Source organism: Sulfitobacter sp. (genome assembly GCF_036961165.1).
GTDB lineage: Bacteria > Pseudomonadota > Alphaproteobacteria > Rhodobacterales > Rhodobacteraceae > Sulfitobacter.
Genome location: NZ_JBALVJ010000018.1, coordinates 28,133 through 54,000, shown reverse-complemented (window position 1 = coordinate 54,000; position 25,868 = coordinate 28,133). Strand labels below are relative to the sequence as shown.

19 protein-coding genes and 1 pseudogene are annotated in these 25,868 nt (G+C 57.7%); 8 read left to right on the top strand and 12 right to left on the bottom strand.

The genetic code is table 11. From position 1 onward, the window contains the following. Positions 1-67 precede the first annotated feature (67 nt). The 4 genes and pseudogenes from V7730_RS10235 (at position 68) to V7730_RS10220 (ending at position 5,390) form a co-directional block, all read left to right on the top strand. Positions 68-1,870, top strand: a complete 1,803-nt coding sequence (locus V7730_RS10235; protein ID WP_335747499.1) for an ABC transporter transmembrane domain-containing protein — start codon at positions 68-70, stop codon at positions 1,868-1,870. Positions 1,871-1,944: 74 nt separating this feature from the next. Beyond that, positions 1,945-2,373 (top strand): annotated as a pseudogene (gene lysM, locus V7730_RS10230) (peptidoglycan-binding protein LysM); the annotation flags it as partial. Positions 2,374-2,589: 216 nt separating this feature from the next. Further along, positions 2,590-4,470: an acyl-CoA synthetase gene (locus V7730_RS10225; RefSeq protein WP_335747498.1), complete on the top strand. Its 1,881-nt coding sequence runs from the start codon at positions 2,590-2,592 to the stop codon at positions 4,468-4,470. Further along, positions 4,467-5,390 carry an alpha/beta hydrolase gene (locus V7730_RS10220; RefSeq protein ID WP_335747497.1) on the top strand — a complete coding sequence of 308 codons (924 nt, stop codon included), beginning with the start codon at positions 4,467-4,469 and terminating at the stop codon, positions 5,388-5,390. The genes V7730_RS10225 and V7730_RS10220 overlap by 4 nt, the downstream gene beginning before the upstream one ends. Before the next feature lie 11 nt (positions 5,391-5,401). On the opposite strand, the gene V7730_RS10215 is transcribed toward V7730_RS10220, so the two are convergent. From V7730_RS10215 to V7730_RS10180, 8 genes are all read right to left on the bottom strand, one after another. Beyond that, positions 5,402-6,238 carry an alkaline phosphatase family protein gene (locus V7730_RS10215; RefSeq protein WP_335747496.1) on the bottom strand — a complete coding sequence of 279 codons (837 nt, stop codon included), beginning with the start codon at positions 6,236-6,238 and terminating at the stop codon, positions 5,402-5,404. Between the two features lie 82 nt (positions 6,239-6,320). Then, on the bottom strand, positions 6,321-6,701 hold the full coding sequence (locus tag V7730_RS10210; protein WP_335747495.1) for a VOC family protein: 381 nt from the start codon (positions 6,699-6,701) through the stop codon (positions 6,321-6,323). 68 nt (positions 6,702-6,769) lie between these two features. Continuing rightward, positions 6,770-7,510, bottom strand: coding sequence for a helix-turn-helix domain-containing protein (locus V7730_RS10205; protein WP_335747494.1), 741 nt, complete (start codon positions 7,508-7,510; stop codon positions 6,770-6,772). An 8-nt stretch (positions 7,511-7,518) separates the two neighbouring features. Next, on the bottom strand, positions 7,519-9,156 hold the full coding sequence (locus V7730_RS10200; RefSeq protein ID WP_335747493.1) for an ABC transporter ATP-binding protein: 1,638 nt from the start codon (positions 9,154-9,156) through the stop codon (positions 7,519-7,521). Next, positions 9,153-9,968 carry an ABC transporter permease gene (locus tag V7730_RS10195; protein WP_335747492.1) on the bottom strand — a complete coding sequence of 272 codons (816 nt, stop codon included), beginning with the start codon at positions 9,966-9,968 and terminating at the stop codon, positions 9,153-9,155. Before V7730_RS10195 ends, V7730_RS10200 begins: the two co-directional genes overlap by 4 nt. Then, positions 9,965-10,921 carry an ABC transporter permease gene (locus V7730_RS10190; RefSeq protein ID WP_335747491.1) on the bottom strand — a complete coding sequence of 319 codons (957 nt, stop codon included), beginning with the start codon at positions 10,919-10,921 and terminating at the stop codon, positions 9,965-9,967. Before V7730_RS10190 ends, V7730_RS10195 begins: the two co-directional genes overlap by 4 nt. Next, positions 10,921-12,519 carry an ABC transporter substrate-binding protein gene (locus tag V7730_RS10185; RefSeq protein ID WP_335747490.1) on the bottom strand — a complete coding sequence of 533 codons (1,599 nt, stop codon included), beginning with the start codon at positions 12,517-12,519 and terminating at the stop codon, positions 10,921-10,923. The genes V7730_RS10190 and V7730_RS10185 overlap by 1 nt, the downstream gene beginning before the upstream one ends. Positions 12,520-12,641: 122 nt before the next feature. Then, a complete protein-coding gene (locus tag V7730_RS10180) occupies positions 12,642-14,639 on the bottom strand; it encodes a CocE/NonD family hydrolase (RefSeq protein ID WP_335747489.1) in 1,998 nt (665 codons plus the stop codon). Positions 14,640-14,958: 319 nt separating this feature from the next. On the opposite strand from V7730_RS10180, the gene V7730_RS10175 reads away from it, so the two are divergent. The 4 genes from V7730_RS10175 to V7730_RS10160 all read left to right on the top strand — a co-directional run bounded on the left by V7730_RS10175 (position 14,959) and on the right by V7730_RS10160 (position 23,002). Further along, on the top strand, positions 14,959-18,177 hold the full coding sequence (locus V7730_RS10175; RefSeq protein WP_335747488.1) for an Ig-like domain-containing protein: 3,219 nt from the start codon (positions 14,959-14,961) through the stop codon (positions 18,175-18,177). 141 nt (positions 18,178-18,318) lie between these two features. Then, entirely contained in the window at positions 18,319-19,611 is a 1,293-nt protein-coding gene (locus V7730_RS10170; RefSeq protein WP_335747487.1) for a TolC family protein, read from the top strand. Beyond that, complete coding sequence (locus V7730_RS10165) at positions 19,608-21,827, top strand: ATP-binding cassette domain-containing protein (RefSeq protein WP_335747486.1); 2,220 nt, start codon at positions 19,608-19,610, stop codon at positions 21,825-21,827. Before V7730_RS10170 ends, V7730_RS10165 begins: the two co-directional genes overlap by 4 nt. After that, positions 21,824-23,002 carry an HlyD family type I secretion periplasmic adaptor subunit gene (locus tag V7730_RS10160; RefSeq protein ID WP_335747485.1) on the top strand — a complete coding sequence of 393 codons (1,179 nt, stop codon included), beginning with the start codon at positions 21,824-21,826 and terminating at the stop codon, positions 23,000-23,002. The genes V7730_RS10165 and V7730_RS10160 overlap by 4 nt, the downstream gene beginning before the upstream one ends. Positions 23,003-23,082: 80 nt before the next feature. On the opposite strand, the gene dtd is transcribed toward V7730_RS10160, so the two are convergent. From dtd to V7730_RS10140, 4 genes are all read right to left on the bottom strand, one after another. Then, positions 23,083-23,526 (bottom strand): D-aminoacyl-tRNA deacylase, encoded by a 444-nt coding sequence (dtd, locus tag V7730_RS10155; RefSeq protein WP_335747484.1) that lies wholly within the window; start codon positions 23,524-23,526, stop codon positions 23,083-23,085. Further along, positions 23,523-24,200 carry a nitroreductase gene (locus tag V7730_RS10150; protein WP_335747483.1) on the bottom strand — a complete coding sequence of 226 codons (678 nt, stop codon included), beginning with the start codon at positions 24,198-24,200 and terminating at the stop codon, positions 23,523-23,525. Before V7730_RS10150 ends, dtd begins: the two co-directional genes overlap by 4 nt. Positions 24,201-24,203: 3 nt before the next feature. Continuing rightward, positions 24,204-25,313 carry a TFIIB-type zinc finger domain-containing protein gene (locus tag V7730_RS10145; protein WP_335747482.1) on the bottom strand — a complete coding sequence of 370 codons (1,110 nt, stop codon included), beginning with the start codon at positions 25,311-25,313 and terminating at the stop codon, positions 24,204-24,206. 159 nt (positions 25,314-25,472) lie between these two features. Next, complete coding sequence (locus tag V7730_RS10140) at positions 25,473-25,868, bottom strand: Rid family hydrolase (protein ID WP_335747481.1); 396 nt, start codon at positions 25,866-25,868, stop codon at positions 25,473-25,475.

Genomic DNA, 25,868 nt, shown 5'->3' with positions numbered 1-25,868 from the left:
GAGCGGCGCTTGACCCCGACGTGCCGGCGCGCCAAAAAGCCTAGCACAAATAGATAAAGGAAAGCGCATGGCGGATAGCCCCACGCCCCCACCGTCCACCACCGAAGAACGTGAGCGGTCCCGCCGTATCGGCGCGCTGGGTGCCTTGGTACCTTTCCTTCGGCCTTACCGTTTGTTGATGGCAGGGGCGTTGATCGCACTGATCTCAACGGCGATGATTTCGCTCACCTTGCCCTTGGCTGTGCGCCGCGTGGTGGATAGCTTCAATTCGGGTGAAGCAGCGCTTCTAGACCAGTATTTCATTGCCGCTCTTGCCATTGCAGGGCTGCTCGCCGTCGGATCAGCGCTGCGCTACGCGCTGGTTACCCGTTTGGGAGAGCGTGTGGTGGCCGACATTCGCAAGGCAACCTTCGACCGCGTGATCTCGATGAGTCCTGTCTTTTATGAACGAATCATGACCGGCGAGGTTCTGAGCCGCATCACCACTGACACCACGCTGATCCTCAGCGTTATCGGCTCGTCTATCTCCATCGCTTTGCGCAACTTTCTGACCTTCATTGGTGGGCTTGCACTGATGCTGCTTACCTCGGCCAAGCTGGCGGGGCTGGTATTGCTGATCGTGCCGGCGGTGATCATCCCTATTCTTGTGCTCGGACGCCGTCTGCGGGTCATCAGCCGCGAAAATCAGGACTGGATCGCGGCATCCTCCGGCAATGCCTCAGAAAGTCTCAGTGCAGTGCAAACGGTACAAGCATTTACCCATGAAGCAGCCAGCCGCGCGCAGTTCGCGCAGATGACCGAAAGCTCGTTTGATGCGGCGCGCCGCCGTATCCGCACACGGGCTTTTCTGACGACAATCGTGATTTTTCTGGTGTTTTCCGGCGTGGTCGGCGTGCTTTGGATCGGCGCACGCGATGTGCGTGCCGAAGTCATGACCGTGGGCGCGTTGGTGCAGTTCGTCATCTATGCGGTGATGGTCGCAGGCGCTGTCGCAGCCCTGTCCGAGATATGGTCAGAGCTTCAGCGTGCTGCGGGTGCGACTGAGCGTCTGGTGGATTTGCTAGAGACCGAGGATCCCGTGAACGATCCTGCGTCCGCCCAAACACTGCCTGTGCCCGTACAAGGGCATATCCGCTTTGAGAACGTGAGTTTTCGCTACCCCGTGCGTCCGGAAACAGCGGCGCTTGACAGTGTCACGCTTGAGATCAAGCCGGGTGAGACCGTCGCCTTTGTCGGGCCTTCCGGTGCGGGTAAGACGACGATCATCCAGATGATCCTGCGGTTTTATGATCCGCAGTCCGGGCGTATCACTTTTGACGGCGTTGATCTGCGCGATCTAAACCGCGATGCCTTCCGCCGCGAAATTGCCCTTGTTCCGCAAGACCCGGTGATTTTTGCCGCTTCCGCGCGCGAGAATATCCGCTTTGGCCGCCCCGGTGCGACCGATGCCGAGATTGAAAGCGCAGCCCGCGCCGCTGCAGCGCATGATTTCATTACAGCACTGCCAGAAGGCTATGACAGCTATCTGGGCGAACGCGGTGTGATGTTGTCAGGTGGCCAAAAGCAGCGCATCGCCATCGCTCGGGCCATTTTGCGCGCAGCGCCCGTACTGCTGCTGGATGAAGCCACCAGCGCGCTGGATGCCGAAAGCGAACGCGCGGTGCAGGCCGCGGTGGAAGAGCTGAGCGCGGACCGCACCACACTTATCGTTGCGCACCGTCTAGCCACAGTGAAGAAGGCCGACCGGATTGTCGTGCTTGAGGCAGGGCAGATTGTGGACACTGGTACGCATGATGCGCTGGTGGCCAAGGGCGGCCTGTATGCACGTCTGGCGCGTCTACAGTTCACGGACGGCATCGCGGCCGAGTAATTCCCCTTGCGTATATAGGTCGCAAGGTGAGACAATTTGATGGTAATTAAATCCATTAAGGGAGTATTTAAACGGGTCTATGGAGCTTTGTAAAAGGTGCCGGCAAAAAAGTATTTGGCGGAGAAGATGATGCGGAAGTATCCGGCGCGGCCCTTCAGGACGAGCTGAAATAGCTTGGTCTTGATGCCGAAGGTCTGGATATCACGGTTGAAGGCGACAAAGTCAAAGTGACCGGTAAAGCGGCCAACCAGGAAATGCGCGAAAAAGTCATTCTGGCCGTCGGCAACGTCAAAGGCGTGTCCTCTGTCGAGGACGACGTGCAGGGCGGCGAAGGCGAGCCTACTTTCTACACCGTGGAAAAGGGCGATACCCTTTGGGCGATCTCCGCCAAGACGCTTGGCAATGGCGCGCACTACGAAAAGATTTTCGAGGCAAACAAGCCGATGCTGTCGCATCCCGACAAAATCTACCCCGGTCAGGTACTGCGCATCCCGACACTCTAGAAATTTGTAGCAACCCGATGATGTATTCGGGGTGCTGCCTCTTCCGAATTGCGCGGACCATCCCCATATATCCAAAACAAAAATGACGTTTGGGCAACCAAGCCTATAACGCTACGTCTCGGGGTACCCTTTGCTTGAATTATTTCGGCGGGGACGTCATCGTGCTGTGACAAATGACGCAAGCCGCACAAAGTGGCCGCGCAGGGGAGGACGAAAATGGGATATTCTGGAATCATCGATCGTGATGCCATTGAGGCAGAGAGCGCGTGGGAAGACCGCGACGTACACAAGACGCTCTATAGCCTGCTTGCTGACACAACAGCCAAATTTCCAAATCGCAATGCTATCAGCTATCAATTGTTCTCGGGTCCCAAGGACGCGGCAGAGACGCTGACGTGGCAAGAATTTCATGACAAGACCGTTCAGGCGGCCAACCTGTTCCGTTCACTGGGGGTCGGGCCGGATGATGTGGTGGCCTACGTGCTGCCCAACACGAACGAAACCGCAATCACGTTTCTGGCCGGATCGATTGCAGGGATTGTAAACCCGATCAACCCGCTGCTGGACGCGGAACAGATCGGCGCGATCCTGCGCGAAACCAACGCAAAAGTTGTGGTGACCCTGCGGTCCTTCCCGAAAACGGACGTGGCCGACAAAACCGCAGAGGCTGTGGCGCTGGCGCCCAACGTAAAAACCGTTCTGGAAGTGGACCTGCACCGCTATCTGACTGGTCTGAAGAAGGTCATCGTGCCGCTGATCCGCCCGAAGCGCAGCGTGCACAATCAGGCAACCTACAAGAACCTGAACGATGAAATGGCGAAGCAGCCCAAAACGCTGCAATTCGCGGACCCGCAAGAAGATCGCGTGGCCTGCTATTTCCATACTGGCGGCACCACCGGCATGCCAAAGGTCGCCCAACACAAATATTCCGGCATGATTTATAACGGCTGGATCGGTGAAACGATGTTGCTGGACGAGACGGATAATATCCTTTGCCCACTGCCGCTATTCCACGTTTTTGCTTGCCATGTGATCGTCATGGGCGCTGTAACAGCCGGTGCGCATGTCGTTTTCCCGACCCCTCAAGGTTACCGCGGCGACGGTGTGTTCGACAACATCTGGAAACTGGTGGAGCGTTGGAAAATCAGTTTTATCATCGGTGTCCCGACAGCGATTTCCGCGATGATGCAACGCCCAGTGGATGCGGATATCAGCACGGTGAAAAGCACGTTTAGCGGCTCTGCTCCGTTGCCGATGGAGCTGTTCCGCCGCTTCGAGAAAGCCACTGGCGTTGAGATCCTCGAGGGCTATGGTCTGACCGAAGCAACGGTGATGGTGTCGGGCAACCCGTCTGACGGTATAAAGAAAGTTGGCTCTGTCGGGGTGGAGTTTCCCTATTCCCGTGTGCGCATTATCAAGGGCACGCCGGATGGTCCCATTGATGCGGCAGTGGATGAAGTGGGCGAAATCTGCGTCTCCAACCCTGGCGTGTTCCCGGGCAACACCTACACCGAAGCCGACAAGAACAAAGACCTCTATTATGATGATAAATTTCTGCGTACAGGCGATTTGGGTCGCAAGGACGAGGATGGCTATATCTGGATCACAGGCCGCGCGAAGGATCTGATCATCCGCGGTGGTCACAACATCGACCCCGCCGAAATCGAAGAGGCGCTGTTGGGCCATGAGGCGGTGGCATTTGCCGGTGCGATTGGTCAGCCCGATGCCCACGCTGGCGAAGTCCCATGCGCCTTTGTTGAACTGATTGCAGGGGCGACCGTCACTACCGAAGAACTGTTGGAGTTCTGTACAGCGAAGGTGCACGAGCGTGCAGCGCAGCCCAAACATATCGAAATCATGGCCGAATTGCCGAAAACTGCCGTTGGCAAGATTTTCAAACCTGACCTGCGCCGCATGGCCATCACCCGCGTCTTTGATGCCGCACTCGACAAGGCGGGCGTAGCTGCGCGTGTGGATCATGTGATGGATGACAAAAAGCGGGACCTTGTTGCTGTGATTGCAATGAATGGTGCGGATGCGCAGGCCGTTGGTGGTGTCTTGGGTGACTTCGTCACGCAGTGGGACGCCGCGGCTTGAGCAAGCCAGACTATAGCGCGCTCCTCGATGACGAGGTGCGCGCCTATATTGCGCGCGGGGCGGAGTTCTATCCTCCCGATGCTGTCGATCTGACAATCACCCAGCAACGCGCCGTCTATGACGACATGTGCGCGGCGTTTCATGCGCCCTATCCCGAAGGGGTGCGCACTTGGGACGAAGATTATGGGGGCGTACCTTGCCGCCGGTATGAAGCGGGCACTCATCAAGTCACGTTGATCTACTACCACGGCGGCGGCTTTGTTGTCGGGGGCTTGCACAGCCATGATGATGTCTGCGCCGAGCTTTGCGTACGGGCAGGGGTGCGAGTGATATCGGTCGATTATGGCCTCGCGCCAGAGGTGGTGTTCCCCGGTTGCTACAATGATGCCTTTTCCGCATTAGCGGCGATATCCGAAGAATTTGCAGGGCCATTGCTGATGGCGGGGGACAGTGCAGGTGGCAATCTGGCCGCTGCTGTGACTCATCATGCACGTGCGCACGTGGCGGGGCTGGTACTCATCTATCCTGGCCTTGGCGGAGACCCGACCAAGGGCAGCTATATCGAGCATGCAGACGCGCCAGAGCTTACCACCCGCGATATGCTGTTCTATCAGACGATCCGCACAGGCGGTGCGGTGCCGCCGAAAGACGATCCGCGCTATGCGCCGCTACAAGATACGAATTTTACAGGGCTCCCACCGACGGTGATTGTTACCGCCGAATGTGATCCGCTGGCCAGCGATGGCGAAAGCTACCGCGATGAAATCCTTGCGGCAGGTGGCCGTGCGGTGTGGTTCAATGAGGCAGGGCTGGTACACGGCTGCCTGCGCGCGCGCCATGTGAGCGCGCGGGGGGCTGCGTTCTTTGACCGTGTGGCAGATGCCGTGAGTACCTTGGCCAAGGGTGATTGGCCCTACTGACGGCTACCGCGTCAGGTCAAAAAGCTTTTTGCTTTCATTGTGTCGGGGATGGGCGCGCCGAGGCGGCTCAGAATCGTTGGCGCAAGTTGGAGCTGGTCGATCACCGTGTCTTCGTCTGGCCCTTCGGCGTCCCCGAAATAATAGATGGCGGCCTCTTGCTGCAGTGGATCGCGGCCACCGTGATGGCCACGCGCGTCTTGCCCGTGATCGGCGGTGACCATCACTTCATACCCTGCTGCGCGCCATTTGGGGATGAATGGTGCAAGCATCTCGTCCATGACAAAGCAGGCGTGGTCCATCTCCTCACATTCGTGGAAAAACCGGTGGCCCATACTGTCGAGCGTGCAGGTGTGTAGCATCCCATAATTCAAGCCGAAGCGCAGGCACATGTTGGTCAGCGTGGCGAACAGATCGACGTCCGAAGGTGTCATTTGGTTGGCCGAGCCGTAACCCGTCATTGTGTGGAACCGGCCGTGGTTGATGGTGCTGCTTTCAGGCTCATCATATTCGATGTCGCGTACGTAATCGAAGGGATGGCGGTTAAAGAACTCGGACCAGAAGCTGTGTGCGACAGCACCGGTCACGCCGCCAGCCTTGCGAATCTGCGCAAAGACGTCGGGTTCTTTCAACCGAAACACGTTGCCGTTTCCGGTACAGCCGTGCACGGCAGGCGCCACGCCAGTATGGATGGACGCATAGCAGGAGGCCGAGATCGACGGCAGGACCGAACGGATCTTCCACACCCGTGCATCACCGCTGTCCACCCAGCCTTCAAGATTGCCGAAAAGACGCCGCCAGTTGCGGTAGGGGACCCCGTCAAGGATGATGAGAAGCAGCTTTTTGTCCATGGGATCCTCCTGTGGATGCAAGCTTATCTAATCGCAGCTAAGTTGCGCGCGCAACGCTAAAGGGCCCAGCACGCGCGCACATTTATTGCATGGAGTTAAAGCCGATCAGGTTGCCTTCGGTGTCCATGCACAGGTTGATCCAACCAAAGTCCCCGATGGAGAGCTTGGGGCGGGCGACCTGACCGCCCGCCTGCGCCACGCGCGCCTCGTTCACCGCGCAATCCGAGACCAAAAAGTAGATGGTCGTGCCGCCGACGCCGGGCTGTGCATGCGGTGATTTGGTGATGGCCCCGCCCGCGCCATAGCTGCCCATATCGGTTGGAAAGCTCTTCATCTCGGTCTCACCGGTGGGATCGCCCATGTCTTCCAGTGTGATGTCCAAAACGGACTCGTAGAAAGATACGGCGCGGGGCAGGTCGTTTACGTAGATGTCAAACCATCCAACTGCGTTCATCTGTGTCATCGTTTCGCTCCTTGTGTCGATGTGATGAGACATGCGTACCGCAGGGGAGGGGCTCCGTATTGTAGATTTCAGACATCGAACTTTCGCGCGTATTTTCCCGGCGTGTATCCCGTGGCGCGGCGGAAGGAGTGGATGAAATGCGACTGATCGGCATAGTCCCACGTGTCATTCCCGGTTAGCGATTGTTGCAGGCGTAGTATCTTAAGAAAATCATGCGGGGCAAAGCCGGTTGTGGCTTTGAGTACGCGCTGCAGCTGCCGCGCCGAGAGATCGCAGGCCACGGCCATATCCGCGACAGAGGTGATATCCTCAAGGTTCTGGAATATCCGGTCTGTAACGGGGTTGGGCGCAATGATGCCATCTCTGGCCAGTTGCTCCACCAACGTGGTGAGAACACCTTTTTGCGCGGCAAAGCTCTCCCCTGCAAGGTCTTGATTGATGGTGTGCAGCGGTAGGGCGCCAGAGTAGGGCTGGTCGATGATGCCTTCGGTCAGCGGCATGCGGGCGGTCTGCCATACACCGGGAAGAAAGCGGATGTTGACGAAGTGAAACTGACGGCCAAGATTGAACTCTTGCGCGGTGGCGCGCAGCTTGGACACGCCGGTGATGCGGGGATCGCGCTGGTCAAAGACGACGTAAGCGCAGGCATCGGGCAGGGCGTGAAAGCGGTAGTCTTGTGCCAACGGCGCTTCTGTCCGCAGCTCGATATAGTGGTGTACGAGGCCTCGCAGATGCTTGGGGGGCAGGCTCTCGGTGAATTGCACCGATTGCACCGCCTTGTCTTTGCCGTTGCCTTTGGGGTCGTACATGCCGCGGCTCAGTTCCCTGCGCTCTCCATCTTGCGGTTGGCGATCGTCTCTTCGAGCCAGCCAATTCTCATCTCAGGCACAGAGCTGAGCAGCAGATCGGTGTAGTCGTCAAAGGGCGGCGAGAGGACATGAGATTTGGGGCCATACCGCACGACTTCGCCTTGGAACATTACTGCAATGCTGTCGGCAATGGCTTTTACCGTTGCCAGATCATGCGTGATGAACAGGTAAGCTACATCTTCGATCTTTTGCAGGCGCAAAAGCAGCTTTAGGATGCCGTCCGCCACCAGCGGGTCAAGCGCGCTGGTTACCTCATCACAGATGATAAGCTTTGGCTTGGCTGCCAGTGCGCGGGCGATGCAGACACGCTGCTTTTGTCCGCCCGATAGCTCCGCAGGATAGCGGTCTTGAAAACCTTCACCGAGCTCGATCTCGTCCAGCAGTTGCTGAAGGCGCTCCTGCTTTGCTTTGCCCTTGAGGCCGAAATAGAACTCAAGCGGGCGACCGATAATGGTGCCAACCGTCTGGCGCGGGTTCATGGCTGTGTCAGCCATTTGGTAGATCATTTGCAATTCGCGCAGGTCGTCGCGGGGGCGCGTGGCCAGATCAGGTGTCAAAGTGCGCCCGTCAAAGATGATCTCTCCTTCAGAGGGGGGCAGCAGGCCGGTGATAACACGCGCTAGTGTGGATTTACCCGAACCGCTTTCGCCCACAACGGCCAGCGTTTGACCGGGGTGAATGTCCACGTTGATGTCTTTGAGCACGTCAAAATTCGTGCCCTTGTAGCGCGCTGTGATGCCTTTGACCTGTAGGATCGGTGTGTCTGTCGGCTCTTTCTCAATATGTTTGATCGAACGGACCGAGACGAGCGCTTGCGTGTATTCTTCGCGTGGGTTGTTAATGATCTGGTCGGCTGTGCCGTATTCTACCATCGCGCCCTGTTGCAGCACCATGATGTGATCAGCGACCTGTGCCACCACGGCAAGATCGTGCGTGATATAGAGCGCGGCAACGCCAGTGTCGCGGATCGCGTTTTTGATCGCTACCAGCACGTCGATTTGCGTGGTGACGTCCAGCGCGGTCGTCGGTTCATCAAAGACCACCAGATCTGGCTGGGGGCACAGCGCGAGCGCAGTCATGCACCGTTGCAACTGGCCGCCCGAAACTTGGTGCGGATAGCGTGAGCCGATGTTTTCCGGATCGGGCAGGCCAAGCTTATCAAACAGCGCGACTGCGCGTTCTTCGGCTTCCTTGCGGGAAAACTTGCCTTGGATGATAGCGGCTTCTGTCACCTGCTCCATGATCCGTTTCGCTGGATTGAAAGAGGCGGCTGCGGATTGGGACACGTAAGTAACCTCGGCTCCGCGCAAGCGACGCTTGTCGCCCATCCTGGATTGCAGCACGTCTCGGCCGTTGACCCAGACTTCACCGCCCGTCAGCTCAACACCGCCACGCCCGTAGGCCATAGTGGCCAGACCGATTGTGGATTTACCGGCACCGGATTCACCAATTAGGCCCAGCACCTTGCCGGCTTCCAGTTCAAAATCGACGCCGTGTACAATTTCGATGTCACGGGATTTCTCACCGGGCGGATAGATCGTTGCACCGATTTTAAGGCCGCGAACTTTCAGAAGTGGTTCGGTCATCCCCGGCCCCCTTTCAGCGAGGTGGTGCGGCTGAGGATCCAGTCCGCCACGAGGTTGATTGAGATGCACAGCGCCGCGATGGCGTAGGCGGGATAAAGGGCGGCCTGAATGCCGTAGTTGATACCCTCTTTATTCTCTTTCACGATCCCGCCCCAATCGGCCAGCGGAGGCTGTACGCCGAGCCCGAGGAACGACAGCGTCGAGATGAATAGCACTGCGAAGATAAAGCGCAGGCCCATTTCTGCCACCAGCGGCGAAAGCGCGTTGGGTAGAGTTTCACGAAAGATGATCCAAGCAGTGCCTTCACCGCGCAGACGTGCAGCCTCGACATAGTCCATGACTGTGATGTCCACCGCAACAGCGCGGGCAAGGCGATAGACGCGTGTGCTATCTAGCAGACCCATCAGCACAATCAAAACTGTGACGGTCGTCGGCATTACCGAAAGCACCACTAGCGCGAAGATGAGCGAGGGGATCGACATGATCAGATCGACAAAGCGGCTGATGCTCTGGTCAATCCAGCCTCCCGAAACAGCTGCGAAAAAGCCAAGGACGGAGCCCAGCGTAAAGCTGAGGAGGGTCGCGGCCGTGGCGATGAAGATTGTTGTGCGTCCACCATAGATCAGACGCGTCAGCAGGTCGCGGCCGATGCTGTCCGTGCCCAAGAGGAATTCGGAAGAGGAAGGCTCCCACACATCGCCCGCAACTTCGGCCATGCCGTAGGGAGCGATGTAGGGTGCAAAGATAGCGATCAGGAAGAACATTACAGTAAAGAACAGGCCGATCATTGCGGCGATTGGCATACGGATCATTTGGGATGCCTCAGTCTGGGGTTCGCAAGGATCGATACGATATCAGCCACTAGGTTCAGACCGATATAGACCGCGGCAAAGATCAAGCCACAGGCCTGCACAACTGGCACATCCCGTTTGGCAACATGGTCAACCAGATACTGGCCCATACCGGGATAGGCAAAGACCACTTCGACCACGACCACGCCAACCACAAGGTAGGCAAGGTTCAGCATCACGACGTTTACGATAGGAGCGATGGCATTCGGAAAGGCATGCTTGCGGATGATCTTGAGCATGCCCATGCCCTTAAGCTCGGCTGTCTCGATATAGGCGGACTGCATCACATTCAGGATGGCGGCGCGGGTCATGCGCATCATGTGCGCCAGCACAACAAGGGTCAGCACCATGACGGGAATTGCAATGGCGTTAAGCTTTTGCAGGATCGACATGCTGTCATTGATGATCGCAACAGAAGGGAACCAGCCCCATTGAATGGCAACGAAATAGATCAGGACATAGCCGATCATGAATTCGGGAATGGAGATGGTTGTCAGCGTTACCGCCGAGATTAGCTTGTCCGGCCAACGGTCTTTATAGCGCACAGCCAGCAGACCAAGGAAGATCGCCAGCGGCACCGATATCAGCGCGGCCCAGAAAGCTAGAAAGAGCGTATTTTTCAGACGTCCGCCAAGGCTCTCGGCGATGTCGCGGCCATTGGTGAGCGCGGTGCCCAGATCACCCTGAAGCATACCGCCCAGCCAAGCGAAATAGCGCGCGACGGGTGGTTCGTTCAGGCCCAGTTCCGCACGCAGGTTCGCAAGAGCTTGCGGCGTTGCGGATTGACCAAGGATTTGTTGCGCCACGTCCCCCGGAAGGATCATCGTTCCGGCAAAGATCAGGATGGACGCGGCGAACAAGAGCAGGAGGCCCAGCGTTAAACGCTGGGCCACCAATTTTACGACCGGGTGCATCAGGCGTCCTTCACCCAGCACTTAATTGCGGCTTGGTTGCCCATCATCTCGCCGTATGGATCATCGATCCAGCCACCCAGATTGTTGGACACACCATTCACGAAGTCGTTGAACATCGGCAGGATCAGGCCGCCTTCTTCGCGCAGCATTTGACCCATCTTGGAGTACATCTCCTTGCGCTTGACAGGGTCAAGCTCGGCCTTTGCTTCCTGAAGCATGGCGTCGAATTCAGGACGCTTCCAACGTGTATCGTTCCAGTCAGCAGTGGAGAGATACGCGGTGGAGTACATCTGGTCCTGAACAGGACGACCGCCCCAGTAGGAGGCACAGAAAGGCTGCACGTTCCAGACTTCTGACCAGTAGCCATCGTTTGGCTCACGCTTGATTTCCAGCGGGATGCCTGCGGCTTGCGCGGACTGCTGGAACAGCGCTGCTGCGTCTACAGCACCAGGGAAGGCACCGTCGGCAACGCGCAGGATGATCGGGCTGCCATCATGGCCGGATTTCGCATAGTGCTCTTTGGCTTTTTCGATGGAGTGCTCACGCTGCGGGATGCTTTCGTCGAACAACGGGTAGGATGCGTTGATCGGGAAATCGTTACCGATGGAGCCGTAGCCGCGCAGGATTTTCTCAACCAGTTCTTCGCGGTTGATGGCATATTTCAGAGCAAGCCGCAGATCAAGGTTGTCGAACGGCGCTGTGTCGATGTGTGCGATGAACACATAGTGGCCGGGGCCGGAAGAGCTGCGCACAGCAAGGTTTGGCGCACGGTCCAGCAGGGCCGCGACTTTTGGATCAACGCGGTTGATGGCGTGAACCTGACCCGATTGCAGGGCAGCAGTACGTGCTGTCGCATCGTTTAGCACAAGGATTTCAACTTCATCCGCGAAACCACGGTTCTCAGAGTCCCAGTAATCTTCGCGACGCTTATACAGGTGACGCACGCCGGGCTCGTTGACTTCCAGCGTGTAAGGGCCGGTGCCGATGGCTGCTGTCGGATCGTCCATGCCGCCGTTTGGCTGGATGATCAGGTGATAGTCGGACATCAGGTAGGGCAGGTCAGCGTTTGGAGCATTAAGTGTCATAACAACACTGTTGCCGTCCACTTTCATGTCCGCGATGCCTTTGACAATACCAAGCGCACCGGACTGGCTTTCTTCGTTGGAGTGACGCTGAAGTGTTTTCAGTACGTCATCGGGCGTCATTTCTGCGCCGTTCGAAAATTTTACGCCCTTGCGGATGTTAAAGGTCCAGACAGTTGCGTCTGCGGAAGCTTCAAAGCTTTCGGCAAGGCGTGGCGCCAGTTGGCCCGAAGGATCAACTTCCACCAGCACTTCGCCCCAGCAATAGAGGTTGTTGACCGGTACTTCGGAAGCGGAAAGTGCGGGGTCTTGTGTGTTTGTGGATTCGCCACCGGACGAGCCGATAGTGATTTTGCCTCCGCGCTTTGGCGTCTCTTGCGCTTGGGCAGGGCTTGTCAGCATGGCATTGGCAGCTGCGGCGGTTACGCCCAGTGCGGCAGCGCGGGACACAAATTCGCGGCGTGTCATCAGACCTTTGGTAACCTGTGTGCTAAGCTGTTTGAGTGTATCGTTCATCTTGGTCGTCTCCCATTTGGAATCGCGCGTCTGTTGCGCGCGCTTTTATTGATTGATGAAACAAGGTTGCGCATTTGGGGCCGTGTCGCAAGCGTTAATCCCCCGACATTGCGTCAACCCCATTAAAGGAAATCACGTGGAATGGCGTCACTTTCTTCGCGGGTATAGATCAGCTTGCCATTCTCCCACGCCTCCATTTTCGCGCTTAGGTAGAAGGTGGCTGCGTCCGACCACATTTCGCAGCGTGCGCGGGTGCGCAACTGGATACCGTCACGCTCTAGCTCGTCCTCCCAGTCACATTCCCCGCGTGCAGAGAGCGGATCATCGGGGTGGATGTCCCAACGCTCGCGCGCAATAGAGCCCGAAATCAAGCCGTGGTCTGCATCGCGCAGCTTGCCAAAATCATCTTCGATCACCAGCGAATGCACGCCTGTCACCATATCGACTTCCTGTCGACGGACATGGTTTTCGGGGCGGATTTCGATTGTTTCCCACGGGGCTGCTGCCTCGGGTTGCAGAAAGGCGACCTCATCCCCGCCTTGCGTTGGGCGTTGGGGCAGAGCGATGCTGCCTTGGGTGAGGGTGAGTTGCGTGGCCTCGGGTGAAGGCCAAAGCAGCGGCCAGTAGGCGTTGGAAATTGACACCCGGATGCGGTGGCCTGCGGGCACGCGGTAGGCGATGTGATCTAGATCGAGGGTGATTTCCTCAGGCCTGCCCGGTGTCATGGCCCGCGGGTGCGCGGCAGAGTTGCGGTGGGTAAGATTGAGCACGCCGTAAGTGATCCGGGTGGACGCACCGTCAGGGTGGATATGATTGAGACGCACAGCAATTTGTCCCTGCGGTTTATCACATGCCAGCGTCAAGGTCATGCGCGCGGCGCCCACAATATCCATGTCCGCCGTCAGTGGTGCAGAGGTGAAAGTACCCGAAAAAGCATCGTCGCCGCGCTGGTCGCCCGGCATTTCGGGGCCAAGCCAGATCGCGCAATACTCACCCGATGCCGCCCCGCAATGGGCAGGGGAGGTGATGTCTGTTTCCATTGTTTGGGGGGCATCCGACAGGGTTCCGTCCGTAGACAGGTGCAGCGTTTGTACCGGCAAGTGGGTCGTCGCGCCGGTGTCTTCGGCAATCCACCGACCCGGCCGTTCAGTATACCACGCAGCGGGCCGCACACCGTCCATGAGATACGCACGGTAGTCCGGATCATCCGGCACACCTGTATCAAGCCCCTTCAGCCAGTGATCCCACCAGCGCACGGCCTCTTGCAAAAAGCCGATGCGTGGTTCTGGTGCAGCAAAATGCGGGTATTTGTGGACCCAAGGGCCAACGATGCCTTTGGCTCCGTCCAGCGCCTCAACCAGTTGTGGCACGGCGTTTTTGTATGCATCGCCCCAGCCGCCAACCGCCATTACCTTTGCTTTGATCGCGCTAAAGTCCTCGCAGACAGAACCGTGCTGCCAATATTCATCGCGGCGTTGGTGGCGCAGCCAAGTAGAAGGGAGGAAGGGCTCGTTTTCTAAGCGCTCCAACCACATTTCACGCCAGTTCTCGCGTAGGGCAGGGTCGGGGGCGTGGCTTGTGAAGCTCCACATGGTGGCACCCCAGCCGAAGTTTTCGTTAAGCAGGCAACCGCCCTTATAATGGATGTCGTCGGCAAAACGGTCCACGGTTGAGCATAGGGTGATGATTGCCTTCAATGGCTCGGGCGCCAAGGCGGCAACTTGCAGTGCGTTAAAACCGCCCCAACTGATGCCCATCATGCCCACGTTGCCATTGCACCACGGCTGCGACGCGGCCCAATTGATCACTTCGACCGCATCGGCAAGCTCTTGGGAGCTGTATTCATCTTCCATCAGCCCTTCGCTGTCGCCATTGCCGCGCATGTCGACCCGCGCACAGGCATATCCGCGCTCTGCAAAGTACGGATGCGTGAGCGCGTCGCGCGCGCAGGTACCGTCGCGTTTACGGTAGGGCAGAAATTCAAGGATCAGAGGCACCGGATCGGCGTCCGCGTCCGCGGGTCGCCACAGGCGTGCAGACAGTCTTGTGCCATCTGAAAGAACGATAGCGTGGTCGGGATCTTCGGTGATGGCGCGTAAAGCGTTGATTTTATGTGTCATACGCGCAACGTCTGATTAGCGCGCAGATAAGTCAACGGTATAAGTAATGACATAAGTTAACACATTGAAACGGTTCGTATACTGACGTTTTCTTGCTTTACGTAAGCCCTCTCAGCGGTAGCGTGCGTTTCTGGCAACAGACGTGCTGATACGGGTCTAGGGGGGAATTTTGGCGATAAAAAACTGGATTTCGCCAGAATCTGCGAATACTGTGACGAAATAATGGTGAAATCACGGCGCGCTCGAACGGGCCGGGTAGCAGTAACTTAAAACAAAAAAAATGTAGCGACCTGCATAAAGCAGGCGTTTTTGAGGTAGAGTGGGTATAACGATGAAGGCGATTGATTTCGTCGTTCGCGGTAGTGCGGGCGGTTTGCAGCGTGGAACGGTTTCAGCGGATGCAACAAATCAGGTAATTGTGGCCGGTGCTGGTCAGGAAATTTCCATTAATGCACGTCAATCTGATTTCGCGAGCCAGGTGCGCTCGGGCGATCAACTTTTGATTACGCTGACGGACGGTCGCACAATCACAATTGACAATTTTTTCAATGACAACGGCACGGCGAACCGGCTCTTTGTCTCTTCGGATGGCTATCTCAACGAAGTCAGCTTTGTTGATGCGGGGCAGGGCAACCTTTACGCACAGTATGGCCCAACATCCGAGTGGGGCAAATGGAGCCCGTCGGACGAGCTAATCTTCCTAGGTAACAACGATGTGGCGGGTGTCCCGCTGGCGGATGGCATTGAAGAAGTCTCCATGCTGGGCGGCGCCCTTCTGGGCGGCGGTAGCCTTCTGGGCGGCGGTGCAGCGATTGCAGCGGGCCTTGGTGGCGTGGCTTTGCTTGGCGGTGGCGGCGGCAGTGCTTCTGGACCAGCAGCGCCTTATGTAGATAATAGCGACGCGAACGTTGCCATTGGTGGCGACGGCGAGGAAAAGACGCTGGCCATCACGGGCGGCGGCGAGCCGGGCGATGAAGTAACTGTCATTGTTGGCGACAAGGAAATTGACACCGTGATTGATGAGGACGGCAAATTCGAAGCTGTTTTCGAGGGTGATAACTTCCCGGCTGACGGTGTCTATGACTCTGAAGTCATCGTAAAAAACGGTGACGGTGGGACAACCGATCTGGAAGGGCCTTCCTTCGAGATTGACACAATCGCTCCAGAGATTTCCTTCAACGAAGGTACTGAATCGGCTGGCGATTTCTTTAACGAAGTTTCCTTTGCTGACGGCGTGACGCTGTCCGGCACAGGCGAGGCCGGTGCGTCACTTACGGTGACAATCGCAGAAGTGTCCCGCACTGTTGTTATTTCTGAAGCGGGGACATGGTCCTTGTCATGGGAAAGCGGTGTTCTAGAAGCGGGCGAATACACCACTGCAATCACGGCCGTCGTAAGCGACAGCTTTGGCAACACAGGCAGCTATTCCGAGACACTTGTTGTAGATACGGTTCACAGTGTGACCATCGACGGCAATGTCTCTACAACAGTAGACGGTGTGGCGGTTGTTGGTGACAACGTCATCAACGGCGTAGAGCATCAGTCAGGCGCAGTCTTTAACGGCTCGGCAGCAGCAGGTTCGACTGTAGAAGTCACCATCGGCACCGTGACCATCCCTGTAACCGCTGGCAGCAACGGCACGTGGAGCGCGACATTCTCCTCCGCACAACTGGCAGAGGGCGATTACACCGGGACGGTAACCGTTGTTTCCACAGACAACCACGGCAATGTGCGCAATGCCACCGGTTCCTTCGAGGTCGATACGTTTGTTAGCGATCTGGCAATCACCTCGTCCACAGGTGGCGCAGACGGCGTTATCTTTGAAGGCGAAGTCGGTAGTGCGCTGACCGTGACCGGTACAACCGAAGTCGGTTCTACATCCGTGATGGTTGAACTGGGCGGCGTGTCCGTCCCTGCAATAGTCAACGCTGACGGCAGTTGGTCTGCTACATTCGCCGCGGGCAGCATTGCTTCGGGTGACTACACCGCGACAATGACGGCCACAGCTACAGACGCAGCTGGCAACGTTGACACCGCGACCACATCGATCCGCGTTGACACCGTCGCAGGCACGTTGACCATCGACGGCCCCGTTGAGGGCAACGACATCGTCAACAGCGACGAAGCCAGCGATGGCGTCATCCTGACCGGTACAGCCGATGCAGGCACGATCGTGACTGTGACGCTCGAAGGTGTAAGCCATGATGTAGCCGCAGCGGCTGACGGCACATGGGAAGCCTACTTCTCGGCGAGCGAAGTGGCGCCGGGCGATTACACGGCGGCAATCACTGCTACCATTACAGACCCATACGGCAACACACGCACCGAAACGGACAGTGTCCGCGTCGACACCCGCGTGGATAATCTGAGCGTCGCTACAGACGATATTGCCACAGACAGCATCATCAGCTCACTTGAGCATGACGGTATGGTCACTGTGACAGGGACAACCGAAGTCGGTTCCACGTCCGTCATGGTTACAATGGGCACCTTGACCCAAGCGGCAACAATCGACGCAGCCGGCAACTGGTCGGCTGTGTTTGACGCAAGTGGTCTGGCTGAGGGCACCTACGAAGCTGACGTGAGCATCCTTGCGACAGACGGCAACGGCAACGTACAGAACTTTGACGGTGGCACTGTCCAGATCGACACCGAAGTGAAACCGATCGACATGACCAGAAACTCTGCTGACGCCGATCAGGTTGTGAACGCAGCCGAAGCGGCAGCGGGTATTGATCTGGGTGGTACCGTCGAAGCAGGCTCAACTGTCGAAGTCAAATTTGACGGCACGACCTATCAGGCCGATGTCGACGCTGCAGGCAACTGGACCGTTACCATCCCTGCCGCAGATGTGCGTGTCGGAGCCTATCCGGCTGACATCGTGGTTACAGCAACCGATCACGTGGGCAACGTGGCCGCGATCAACGACACACTGTCGATTGATACAGCTGCACCTGACGGTCCGGTCATCGCTTCCTTCACCCGCGGTGGTGACGGTATCCGCGGCATCTCTATCGAGACTGTCATGGAAGATGGCGCGCCAGCCGCAGATGTACAGAGCGTTGTTCAGGTCGCGGCGGACGGTACCATCAGCGAAGTTGAAGGCGCCCAAGGGTACAATACACTGAGCGGCGAGACAGACTTTTTCTTCAATGACAACGTGCCGAACGGCTCTCAGTTAATTGTGAACGCAACAGATACGGCCGGAAACACATCGGGCACCTTACTGGTACTGGATGACGAATCCGCAACCAACTCGGTTGATCTGACCAACATGGCGCTGGGCGATTACCAGATCGAGAACCTCGATCTTGATTTCGCAGAAGCGGCAAGTGTTGTGATCGATGAAGCAAGCCTGCTGGCATTGTCCACAGCGTCCAATACGCTCACCATCCACGGTTCTTCCGAGGATCAGGTGATTGTTCAGGGCGGTATGGCGCAAGGCAGACAAACCGTCGATGGTCAGACATACAACGTCTACTCCGTCGGAGCCGAAGGCACGCTGCTGGTCGAACAGGAAGTTCCTGTTACAATCTAATCTACTGCTTAAAAGACAACGGGATGCGGCGGGGCCAAACCACCGCCGCACCCGACAAAATAAAAACAATAAGAATAATAAATATAAATATCGGCACGTTAAGGGCAGGATATGGGGCAGTGTGGACGAAGAACCGCAGTGATGTGCGCAAGTGCGATCGTGCTGGCGGGATGTTTATCGGATGTAGGTGGCAACGCGGGCGCCGGCGACATGGTGGCGATGCAAAGCACCAGTGGCACGACGACACCGCCCAAGCTTACCCATTCTGAAAAAATCAACGCGCAAAGCGACATCATTCAAGGGCTAATTGCCCGCCGCTCGGTGCTGCCTGATGGTAGCCCGTACAGCCAGGTCGCAACTGCGGTGCTTGCAGCGAATTCCCGCAGCGCCGAAAGCGAATTGCGCGCGGCCCAGTTGCGCTCACGCGCGGCGTCCAAGAACTGGCTCCCACAGATCGGCCCGAACATCAGCTTGACGTCGCTTGGGTCGGTTGTGGCCAATCTGGTCGTAGAGCAGGTGCTATTCGACAATGGACGCAAAAAGGGCGAACGCGAATTTGCCGTGGCTGACGTAGAGGTAGCTGCTGTGGCACTTGCCGCTGACACCAATAATCGGGTGCGTACGGGGCTTGATCTATACATCGCCGCTGTTGAAGCGCGCGAAAGATTGGTGCTGGCCAGCAAAAGTGAAAAAGACATCAGCCATTTCGAATGGGTGATGCAGCAGCGTGTGCAAGGCGGCGTCTCTGACAGCTCTGATCTGCACGTCCTGCGTCAGAAATTGCTTGAAATCCGCGCCAGCAAATCCGCGGCGGCGGAAACCGCAACGACCGCAATTGCCGAACTGAACGCAATGGCCATTGGCGACATGAGCGATGTCAAAGGCATTGCCCGCATTCCCGTAAGTGCCGCGTTGGCGCAGCCGTTGAGCGTTACACAGGCCGAGGCTGAGAAAATTCGCGCGGTTGCCGCTGCTAAAGTGGACCGTGCACGCCAGCTTCCGGGGCTAAGCGCAAGCGGAACCGTGGGTGAAGGTAGCGACTTTGGCCTTCGGATCAATACTGACAGCTTGCTGGGTCTGGGAACAGGTGACCGTCTCAAGGCGATTGAGGCAACGAATGAGGCCGCAGGACGTCGTGTGGCGCAGGCCAATGAGGATGCAAACCGCAAGTTGCGTAAATTCGAAGGGCAGATCGCCTCGAAAGAGCGTCAGGCCGCAGAAGCAGCAGGGCTTACAGCGCAAGCCAAAAAGAACCTCGACCTGTTTCAAGCACAATATGATGCGGGGCAACGGCAGGTGATGGATGTTGTAGGGGTGTATGAGACCTTTGCCCGTCAGCAAGAGAACGAAGTTTCCCTTAAATATGAGGCGATCCGCTTGCGGGTGGCCATGGCCGAGCTCTTGGGCGTGTTGGCTGATGGATCGGCGATATGAGTAAACCGTTTACCCTTACAATCGTGAACGGCAATGCCGGCCGCTTAAAACCAGTCGAAGTCAAAGAGCCGCCAAAGGCAGATAATACGTCTACTTTCGAAGACCGGATGCGCGCGCGCGGTGGGCTAATTGCAACATACGCCAGCGTATTGGGTTCTGAGGCCTCGCACGCTGATTTGACCGAAGGTCTTTCCCGTAGGCTCAATTCCGATTCAGCCGAACAGGATGAGGCGCAGGTTATTGCGACATTGCTGCGCGGTAACGGCCTTGCGGTAGAGTTGCAGCGAAGCAAATCCCTTGATGATCAGGGCTACCCCGCGCTGGTTTACATGACATCCGGCCAGCTGCTGCTGGTGATGGGCCGCGACCGCGACGACCTGATTGTCTATGACACCACTTGCCCGGACAACCGTGCACTCGTGCCTGCGGCTGATTTTGTCCCCTTCTTCTCTGGTCTGACGCTGCGTGCGCAGTTGCCGATCAAGAAGGTCGAAGAGGTTCACAAGACCGCCGAGAAACCAAAGCATTGGTTCTGGGGAGAATTCGGCCGTTTCAAACGGCAGTTGGGTGAGGTCGCGCTTGGCTCTTTCGTGGCCAACCTGCTGGCCGTGGCTGTGGCGTTGTTTTCCTTGCAGGTCTATGACCGCGTGATCCCGCACCAGTCCGAGGCAACCCTTTGGGTACTGGCCGCCGGTGCAATGCTGGCTTTGTTGATGGAAGCGTTCATCAAGATCGCCCGCGCGCAGTTGATGGATGGCGCCGGTCGCCAGATTGAGCTGTCGGTGCAGAGTGTCCTGATGCGCCGCATTTTGGGCATGCGCAGCGACAAGCGCCCTCAGGCGCCGTCTGATCTGTTTTCCTCGATGCGCGAATTCAGCTCGGTACGCGAATTCTTTACTGCATCTACCATAGGCACAATCGCAGACATCCCGTTTATCTTTGTCTTCCTCGCCCTTGTCGCGTCAATCGCAGGCAATGTGGTTTGGGTTCTGGTGCTAGGCGGCATCCTGATGGTTGTGCCGGGGTTCTTCATGCAAAAACGCATGATCCGTCTGACGCAGGAAACCCAAGGGGCCACCGCGAAATCCTCGCGCCTGTTGCACGAAGCGATTTTCGAGCTTGATACCGTCAAGACGCAGCGCGGCGAAGACCGTGTGCAGCGCCTGTGGGGGGAGCTGACTACGCTGTCCGCCATAAAGTCATCCGAGCAGCGCAAGCTGGCCTCGGTGCTGACGTTCTGGTCCCAAGGGGTACAGCAGGGCACCTATCTGGCAGCTGTAATTACCGGCACCTATCTGGTGTTTGCAGGCGAATTCACAGTGGGTTCGATCATCGCGACCGGTATCCTCACCTCGCGTACATTGGCGCCGCTTACACAGCTTGCAGGCACGATGGCGCGCTGGGGTAACGTCCGCTCCGCGCTGGACGGCCTAGAGCATATCGCAGGCTCTGAACAGGACACAGCCGAAGGGCGCTCCTATATGCGCCGCGATCATCTGGCTGGCAACTTTGAGCTGAAGGGCGTCACGTTCCGCTATATGGAAGAGGGCGCACCAACGCTTGATTTACCAGCTATCAACATCCTGCCCGGTCAACGTATCGCAATCTTGGGCGCCAATGGTTCTGGCAAATCCTCACTGTTGAAAGTGCTCAGCGGTCTTTATGCGCCAACCACCGGCCGTGTGCTGATTGATGGTACAGAGATGAGCCAGATCGAGCCGCGTGATGTTCGCCGCCTGATTGGATATCTGGGCCAAGACGTGCGATTGTTCTCTGGTACGCTGCGCGACAACATGAACCTCACCATGCTTGAGCGTGATGATGAACGCTTGATGACAGCACTCGATTTTGCCGGTCTTGGCGACTTTGTGCGCAACCACCCCAAGGGCCTTGATCTGGAAATCTTGGATGCAGGCGCGGGTCTGTCCATTGGTCAGCGCCAGTCCATCGGCTGGGCGCGGCTGTGGCTGCAAGATCCGAGAATTTGTTTGCTGGACGAGCCGACAGCGGCGCTGGACCAGAAGCTGGAGCAAGCGCTTGTTAAGCGGTTGGAAACATGGATGGCAGGCCGCACAGCGATCATCGCCACCCATCGTGCGCCTATTTTATCGCTTACGACCCGAACGATCATTCTGGCGAACGGCCGGATGAGCATTGACGGACCGCGCGACGAAGTCATGGCGCATCTGTCTGCCATCAAAGGAGGTGCCGCATGACCTTGACCATGGACAACCATATTGAGCGTCAATTGCGCGGCCCCTCGATGGTCGTATGGCTTAGTGCCGCGACCGTGATTGTTTTTCTCACTTGGGCCTTCTTTGCATGGGTGGACGAGATCGTGCGCGCAGAAGGCTCAATGATCAGCAGCTCGCGCCCGCAGATTATCCAGAACCTTGAAGGGGGCATTCTGGCTGAGCTTGCCGTCGGCGAGGGTGATATTGTCGAAGCTGGCGATGTGTTGGCGCGTCTGCATAACACGCAGTTCCAATCATTGGTCGATGATCTTCAAGACCAGATCAGCGCATTCGAGATCCGCCGGTTGCGGCTCGAAGCGGAAATTGACGGAGCCTATACCTTTGACGTGCCCGAGGAGTGGGGGAAACGGACACCGGAAATGCTGTCCTCTGAAGCTGCGTTGTTGCAAGCGCGCCAGTCCGACTATGTGTCGTCCGTTGACGGCGCGAAACAGGTGCTGGTGGAAGCGCAACGCGAGCGTGACCTGATGGACGGCTTGCTAAAAAACAAGATCGTTTCGCTCATTGAGGCTACACGGGCACGCAAGGCTTTTGCAGATGCCAAGATCAAATACGACGAGGTCGTGACCCGAACAGACCTAGACCGCGCGCAGGAATATTCTGACGTTCTGAAAGAGCTGTCGACGTTGCGCCAGAATCTCAAATCCAGCTCTGATCAGCTGGACCGAACGCTGCTACGCAGCCCAATGCGCGGGATTGTGAACAATCTCAGCGTCACCACCATCGGCGGCGTTGTGCGCCCCGGTGAGGAGATTTTGCAGATCATCCCGCTTGATGAGGAACTTTTCGTAGAAGCACGCGTAAAGCCCAAGGATATCGCCGGTGTGCGTCCGGGCCAAGAAGCGACTGTAAAGCTGTCTGCCTATGACTATACGATCTATGGCACCCTCAAAGGGACGGTCAAGCTAATCTCGGCTGACACGTTCAAGGATGAGCGGGCCCGTGATCCGGATGGTAACCCGCATTATAAGGTCACCTTGGCCGTGGACACCGAACATCTGACACCGCGTCAGGCCGAGCTTGAAATCCGTCCAGGTATGCAGGCAAGCGTGGAACTGCACACCGGTTCAAAGACGGTGCTGCAATACCTGCTCAAGCCGTTGTACAAATCCAAAGAAGCCTTCCGCGAGCCGTGACCAGACGGAGCGCTGACGCGCAAGACATGTTTTAAGTTGTGCATGATGCGGGCCTTTGTGGTCCGCATTTTGCGTTTGTGTCAGGCGTCGGTGTCGAGCCAGAGGGTGACGGGGCCGTCATTGGTGAGTGCCACGGACATATCTGCGCCAAATCGCCCTGACTGCACGGGGATTTCCAGATTGCGCAGGGCAGATGCGAAATGCTCGTAGAGCGCATGGGCAAGCTCTGGCTTTGCGGCGTAGGAAAAGCCGGGGCGGGTACCGCGCCGCGTGTCGGCAGCGAGGGTGAACTGGCTCACCACCAGTGCGCTGCCGCCTGTTTGCACAAGGCTGAGGTTCATTTTACCCGCCTCGTCTTTGAACAGACGCAGCTTGGATATTTTGAGGGCCAACGCCTCGGCAGTGGCTGTGTCATCCTCCGGCATGGCGCAAACAAGAATCAGAAGACCTGCGCCGATCTGGCCGATGATCTCGCCTTCGACCGATACACTGGCATCGGTCACCCTTTGCAGCAGGGCCCTCATGTGTCGTGCCACCGGATGATGTCATCGGTTTGCGCACGTTCTGTTCTGAACTTGTTTGCGGGCGCCTTTGTATCCGCATAGCCCAGCGATATGGCGCAGAGAACAAGACGGTCTTCGGCGATGTTCAGGTGTTCCTTGAGCAAAGGCGCATAGGCGGCGATGGCTGCCTGCGGGATTGTCGCGATGCCAAGCGCCGTTGCGGCCAGCGTGAATGCTGTGACAAAGCCGCCTGTGTCCATCGCGCCGTAGGGGCCCAGTTCGACCGGAGAGTGGATGATTGCCACGTGCGGCGCATCAAACAGGGCGTAGTTACGCAGCATCTGCGCGGCACGTCCGGCGCGGTCTGACTTCTCAATCCCGACCGCGTCATACAGTTGGAAGCCACAGGTGCGTCGCCGCTCTGCATACGCACCCGTATACTTGGTCGGCCATGTCAGATCGGGGGCAGGGGGCGTGCCTGCGCTGGCGGTTTGGATCAGCGCTGTGCGCAACCGCTCTGTGCCATCCCCGCGCGTGATCTCAACCTGCCACGGTTGGGCATTGCACCATGAGGGAGCATGGCGTGCCGTCTCAACGATCTGCGCAAGATCCGCATCAGGCACCGGATCGGGCAGGAAGGCGCGACAGGAGTAGCGGTCTGTCATGATTTGGCCGAGCGTTTCAATGGCAGTCATTTGTTATCCGTTCTGGGCATAAAGATAGCCGAGGACACCGGCCAGAATGAGACCTGCAATCACGGCGAATGTGATCTTGATAGTGGAATAGGGTCGCTCCCCCTGCACGCGACCACTGCGACCGTTCACGACAAAGCGGTAAGTCTTGCCGCGGTATTTATACGCAGCCAGCCAGACCGGCAACAGGATGTGTTTGAACGTCATGTCGCTCAGGTCCACATCCATCGAATGGATGCGCTGCCGGTCGCCACCGATGTCGAACTTGATGTCGCGGCGGATCATCGCGTCCATCTTCGCACGCGCCTCGTCAAAGCCTTCGTCCAACGGCACGGTATAGCCCTCAGCGCGGAAACCGGCGAGGTATTCGGGCGCGTAGGGCTCAAGGGCTGCCAGATCCCACGGCTCCAACGCGTCTGTGAACCGCTTGGGCAACGATCGGGAACCAAGCACAAGCACATCATCAAAGAACCGCGCCACACGACCCGAGACGCCGCGCCAGCGAACCTTGGCCACGCGCACCTGCTGGCGCTTGCCATCGCGCATCACCGTGCGGGTCTCATAATAGACGGTCCCGCGTTCGCCGGTGTAGCGGGTGTTAGACTGCGCGTCATAGGTCCAATAGGGGACATAGATGCCATCCATTTGTCGACCCTTGCGGGCATATGCCTTGAGGCCATTGGGCGCGAACCACAGGCTGCCAAGCCAGCCTTTCATCGCATCGTGGGCGGTTTCCTCGGCCAACGCAAAAGGTAGCACTGCGCGCGGTTTGATATGCCGGTGTAGCCCGGTATCCACAACGACGGGCGTGGCGCAGAAGGGGCATTCGGTTGCTTGAGTATTGGCGTCGAATTCGACCTGAGCCGCGCAATTTGGGCACTGGCTGACACGAGTCTCTTCCATCTCGGCGCCATCAAGGGTCTGGGCCAGTCCGCGTTCCAGATCAAGCTCGGCGATGGCGCGGGCCTTGGTCCCGACAGTGCCAATGGGTTCGATGTTGCCGCAATGGTCACACTTCAGATCACCGCTGGCGGGATCATAGCGCAGATCAGACCCGCAGGTATCACAGGGAAAGCGGTGCTCTTGCAGGACGGTTTCGGGCTGGAAGTCGGGCAAGGGCGGGCCTTTGGCGCTGGAATGTTTTCCCCAACATTGGGCTTGGCGCGCGGAGCGTCAAGAGGGGGCTAGAGAATGTGGTGTAACAGTTTTGGCTTAGCTATGCGAAGGGCGATATTATGAAAACTGACAGGTTGCCAAAGCAGAAGGGTCGTCGCGTCAAACAGCCAGAGGGACATGGGCGACGATCCGCAATTCGATCACAGCGCCCGGACGGCGCAGGCCAGCCACTTCCACGGCGGTCCATGCGGGCAAGGGCACACCGAGCAACTCTCGCAGGATGGCATCCACCGCATCAAAGTGATCGTGTATGCCGATGTGATAGCTAGTGACCTCGACCACCGCTTGCGCGTCTGTGTCGGCGGCGGCCAGAATTTCAAGCGCTTTGCCGATGGCATTGCGGGTCTGGGTTTCCGCGTCGGGCGGCATGACGCCGCTGGTATCCGCGCCGGTGGCTCCTGTCAGGAAAAGCAGATCGCCCGCGCGAAGGGCGGGCGAAAATCCACTTGTAGCAACAGCCTGTGCGAGGGTGGGTGGGAATATGACCTCACGCAT

Excerpts from the sequence above, each read along its gene's own strand:
- V7730_RS10235 (WP_335747499.1), top strand. The coding sequence starts at position 68 with ATGGCGGATAGCCCCACGCCCCCACCGTCCACCACCGAAGAACGTGAG.
- V7730_RS10225 (WP_335747498.1), top strand. The coding sequence starts at position 2,590 with ATGGGATATTCTGGAATCATCGATCGTGATGCCATTGAGGCAGAGAGC.
- V7730_RS10215 (WP_335747496.1), bottom strand. The coding sequence starts at position 6,238 with ATGGACAAAAAGCTGCTTCTCATCATCCTTGACGGGGTCCCCTACCGC.
- V7730_RS10210 (WP_335747495.1), bottom strand. The coding sequence starts at position 6,701 with ATGACACAGATGAACGCAGTTGGATGGTTTGACATCTACGTAAACGAC.
- V7730_RS10205 (WP_335747494.1), bottom strand. The coding sequence starts at position 7,510 with ATGTACGACCCCAAAGGCAACGGCAAAGACAAGGCGGTGCAATCGGTG.
- V7730_RS10200 (WP_335747493.1), bottom strand. The coding sequence starts at position 9,156 with ATGACCGAACCACTTCTGAAAGTTCGCGGCCTTAAAATCGGTGCAACG.
- V7730_RS10195 (WP_335747492.1), bottom strand. The coding sequence starts at position 9,968 with ATGATCCGTATGCCAATCGCCGCAATGATCGGCCTGTTCTTTACTGTA.
- V7730_RS10190 (WP_335747491.1), bottom strand. The coding sequence starts at position 10,921 with ATGCACCCGGTCGTAAAATTGGTGGCCCAGCGTTTAACGCTGGGCCTC.
- V7730_RS10185 (WP_335747490.1), bottom strand. The coding sequence starts at position 12,519 with ATGAACGATACACTCAAACAGCTTAGCACACAGGTTACCAAAGGTCTG.
- V7730_RS10180 (WP_335747489.1), bottom strand. The coding sequence starts at position 14,639 with ATGACACATAAAATCAACGCTTTACGCGCCATCACCGAAGATCCCGAC.
- V7730_RS10170 (WP_335747487.1), top strand. The coding sequence starts at position 18,319 with ATGTGCGCAAGTGCGATCGTGCTGGCGGGATGTTTATCGGATGTAGGT.
- V7730_RS10165 (WP_335747486.1), top strand. The coding sequence starts at position 19,608 with ATGAGTAAACCGTTTACCCTTACAATCGTGAACGGCAATGCCGGCCGC.
- V7730_RS10160 (WP_335747485.1), top strand. The coding sequence starts at position 21,824 with ATGACCTTGACCATGGACAACCATATTGAGCGTCAATTGCGCGGCCCC.
- dtd (WP_335747484.1), bottom strand. The coding sequence starts at position 23,526 with ATGAGGGCCCTGCTGCAAAGGGTGACCGATGCCAGTGTATCGGTCGAA.
- V7730_RS10150 (WP_335747483.1), bottom strand. The coding sequence starts at position 24,200 with ATGACTGCCATTGAAACGCTCGGCCAAATCATGACAGACCGCTACTCC.
- V7730_RS10140 (WP_335747481.1), bottom strand. The coding sequence starts at position 25,868 with ATGCGTGAGGTCATATTCCCACCCACCCTCGCACAGGCTGTTGCTACA.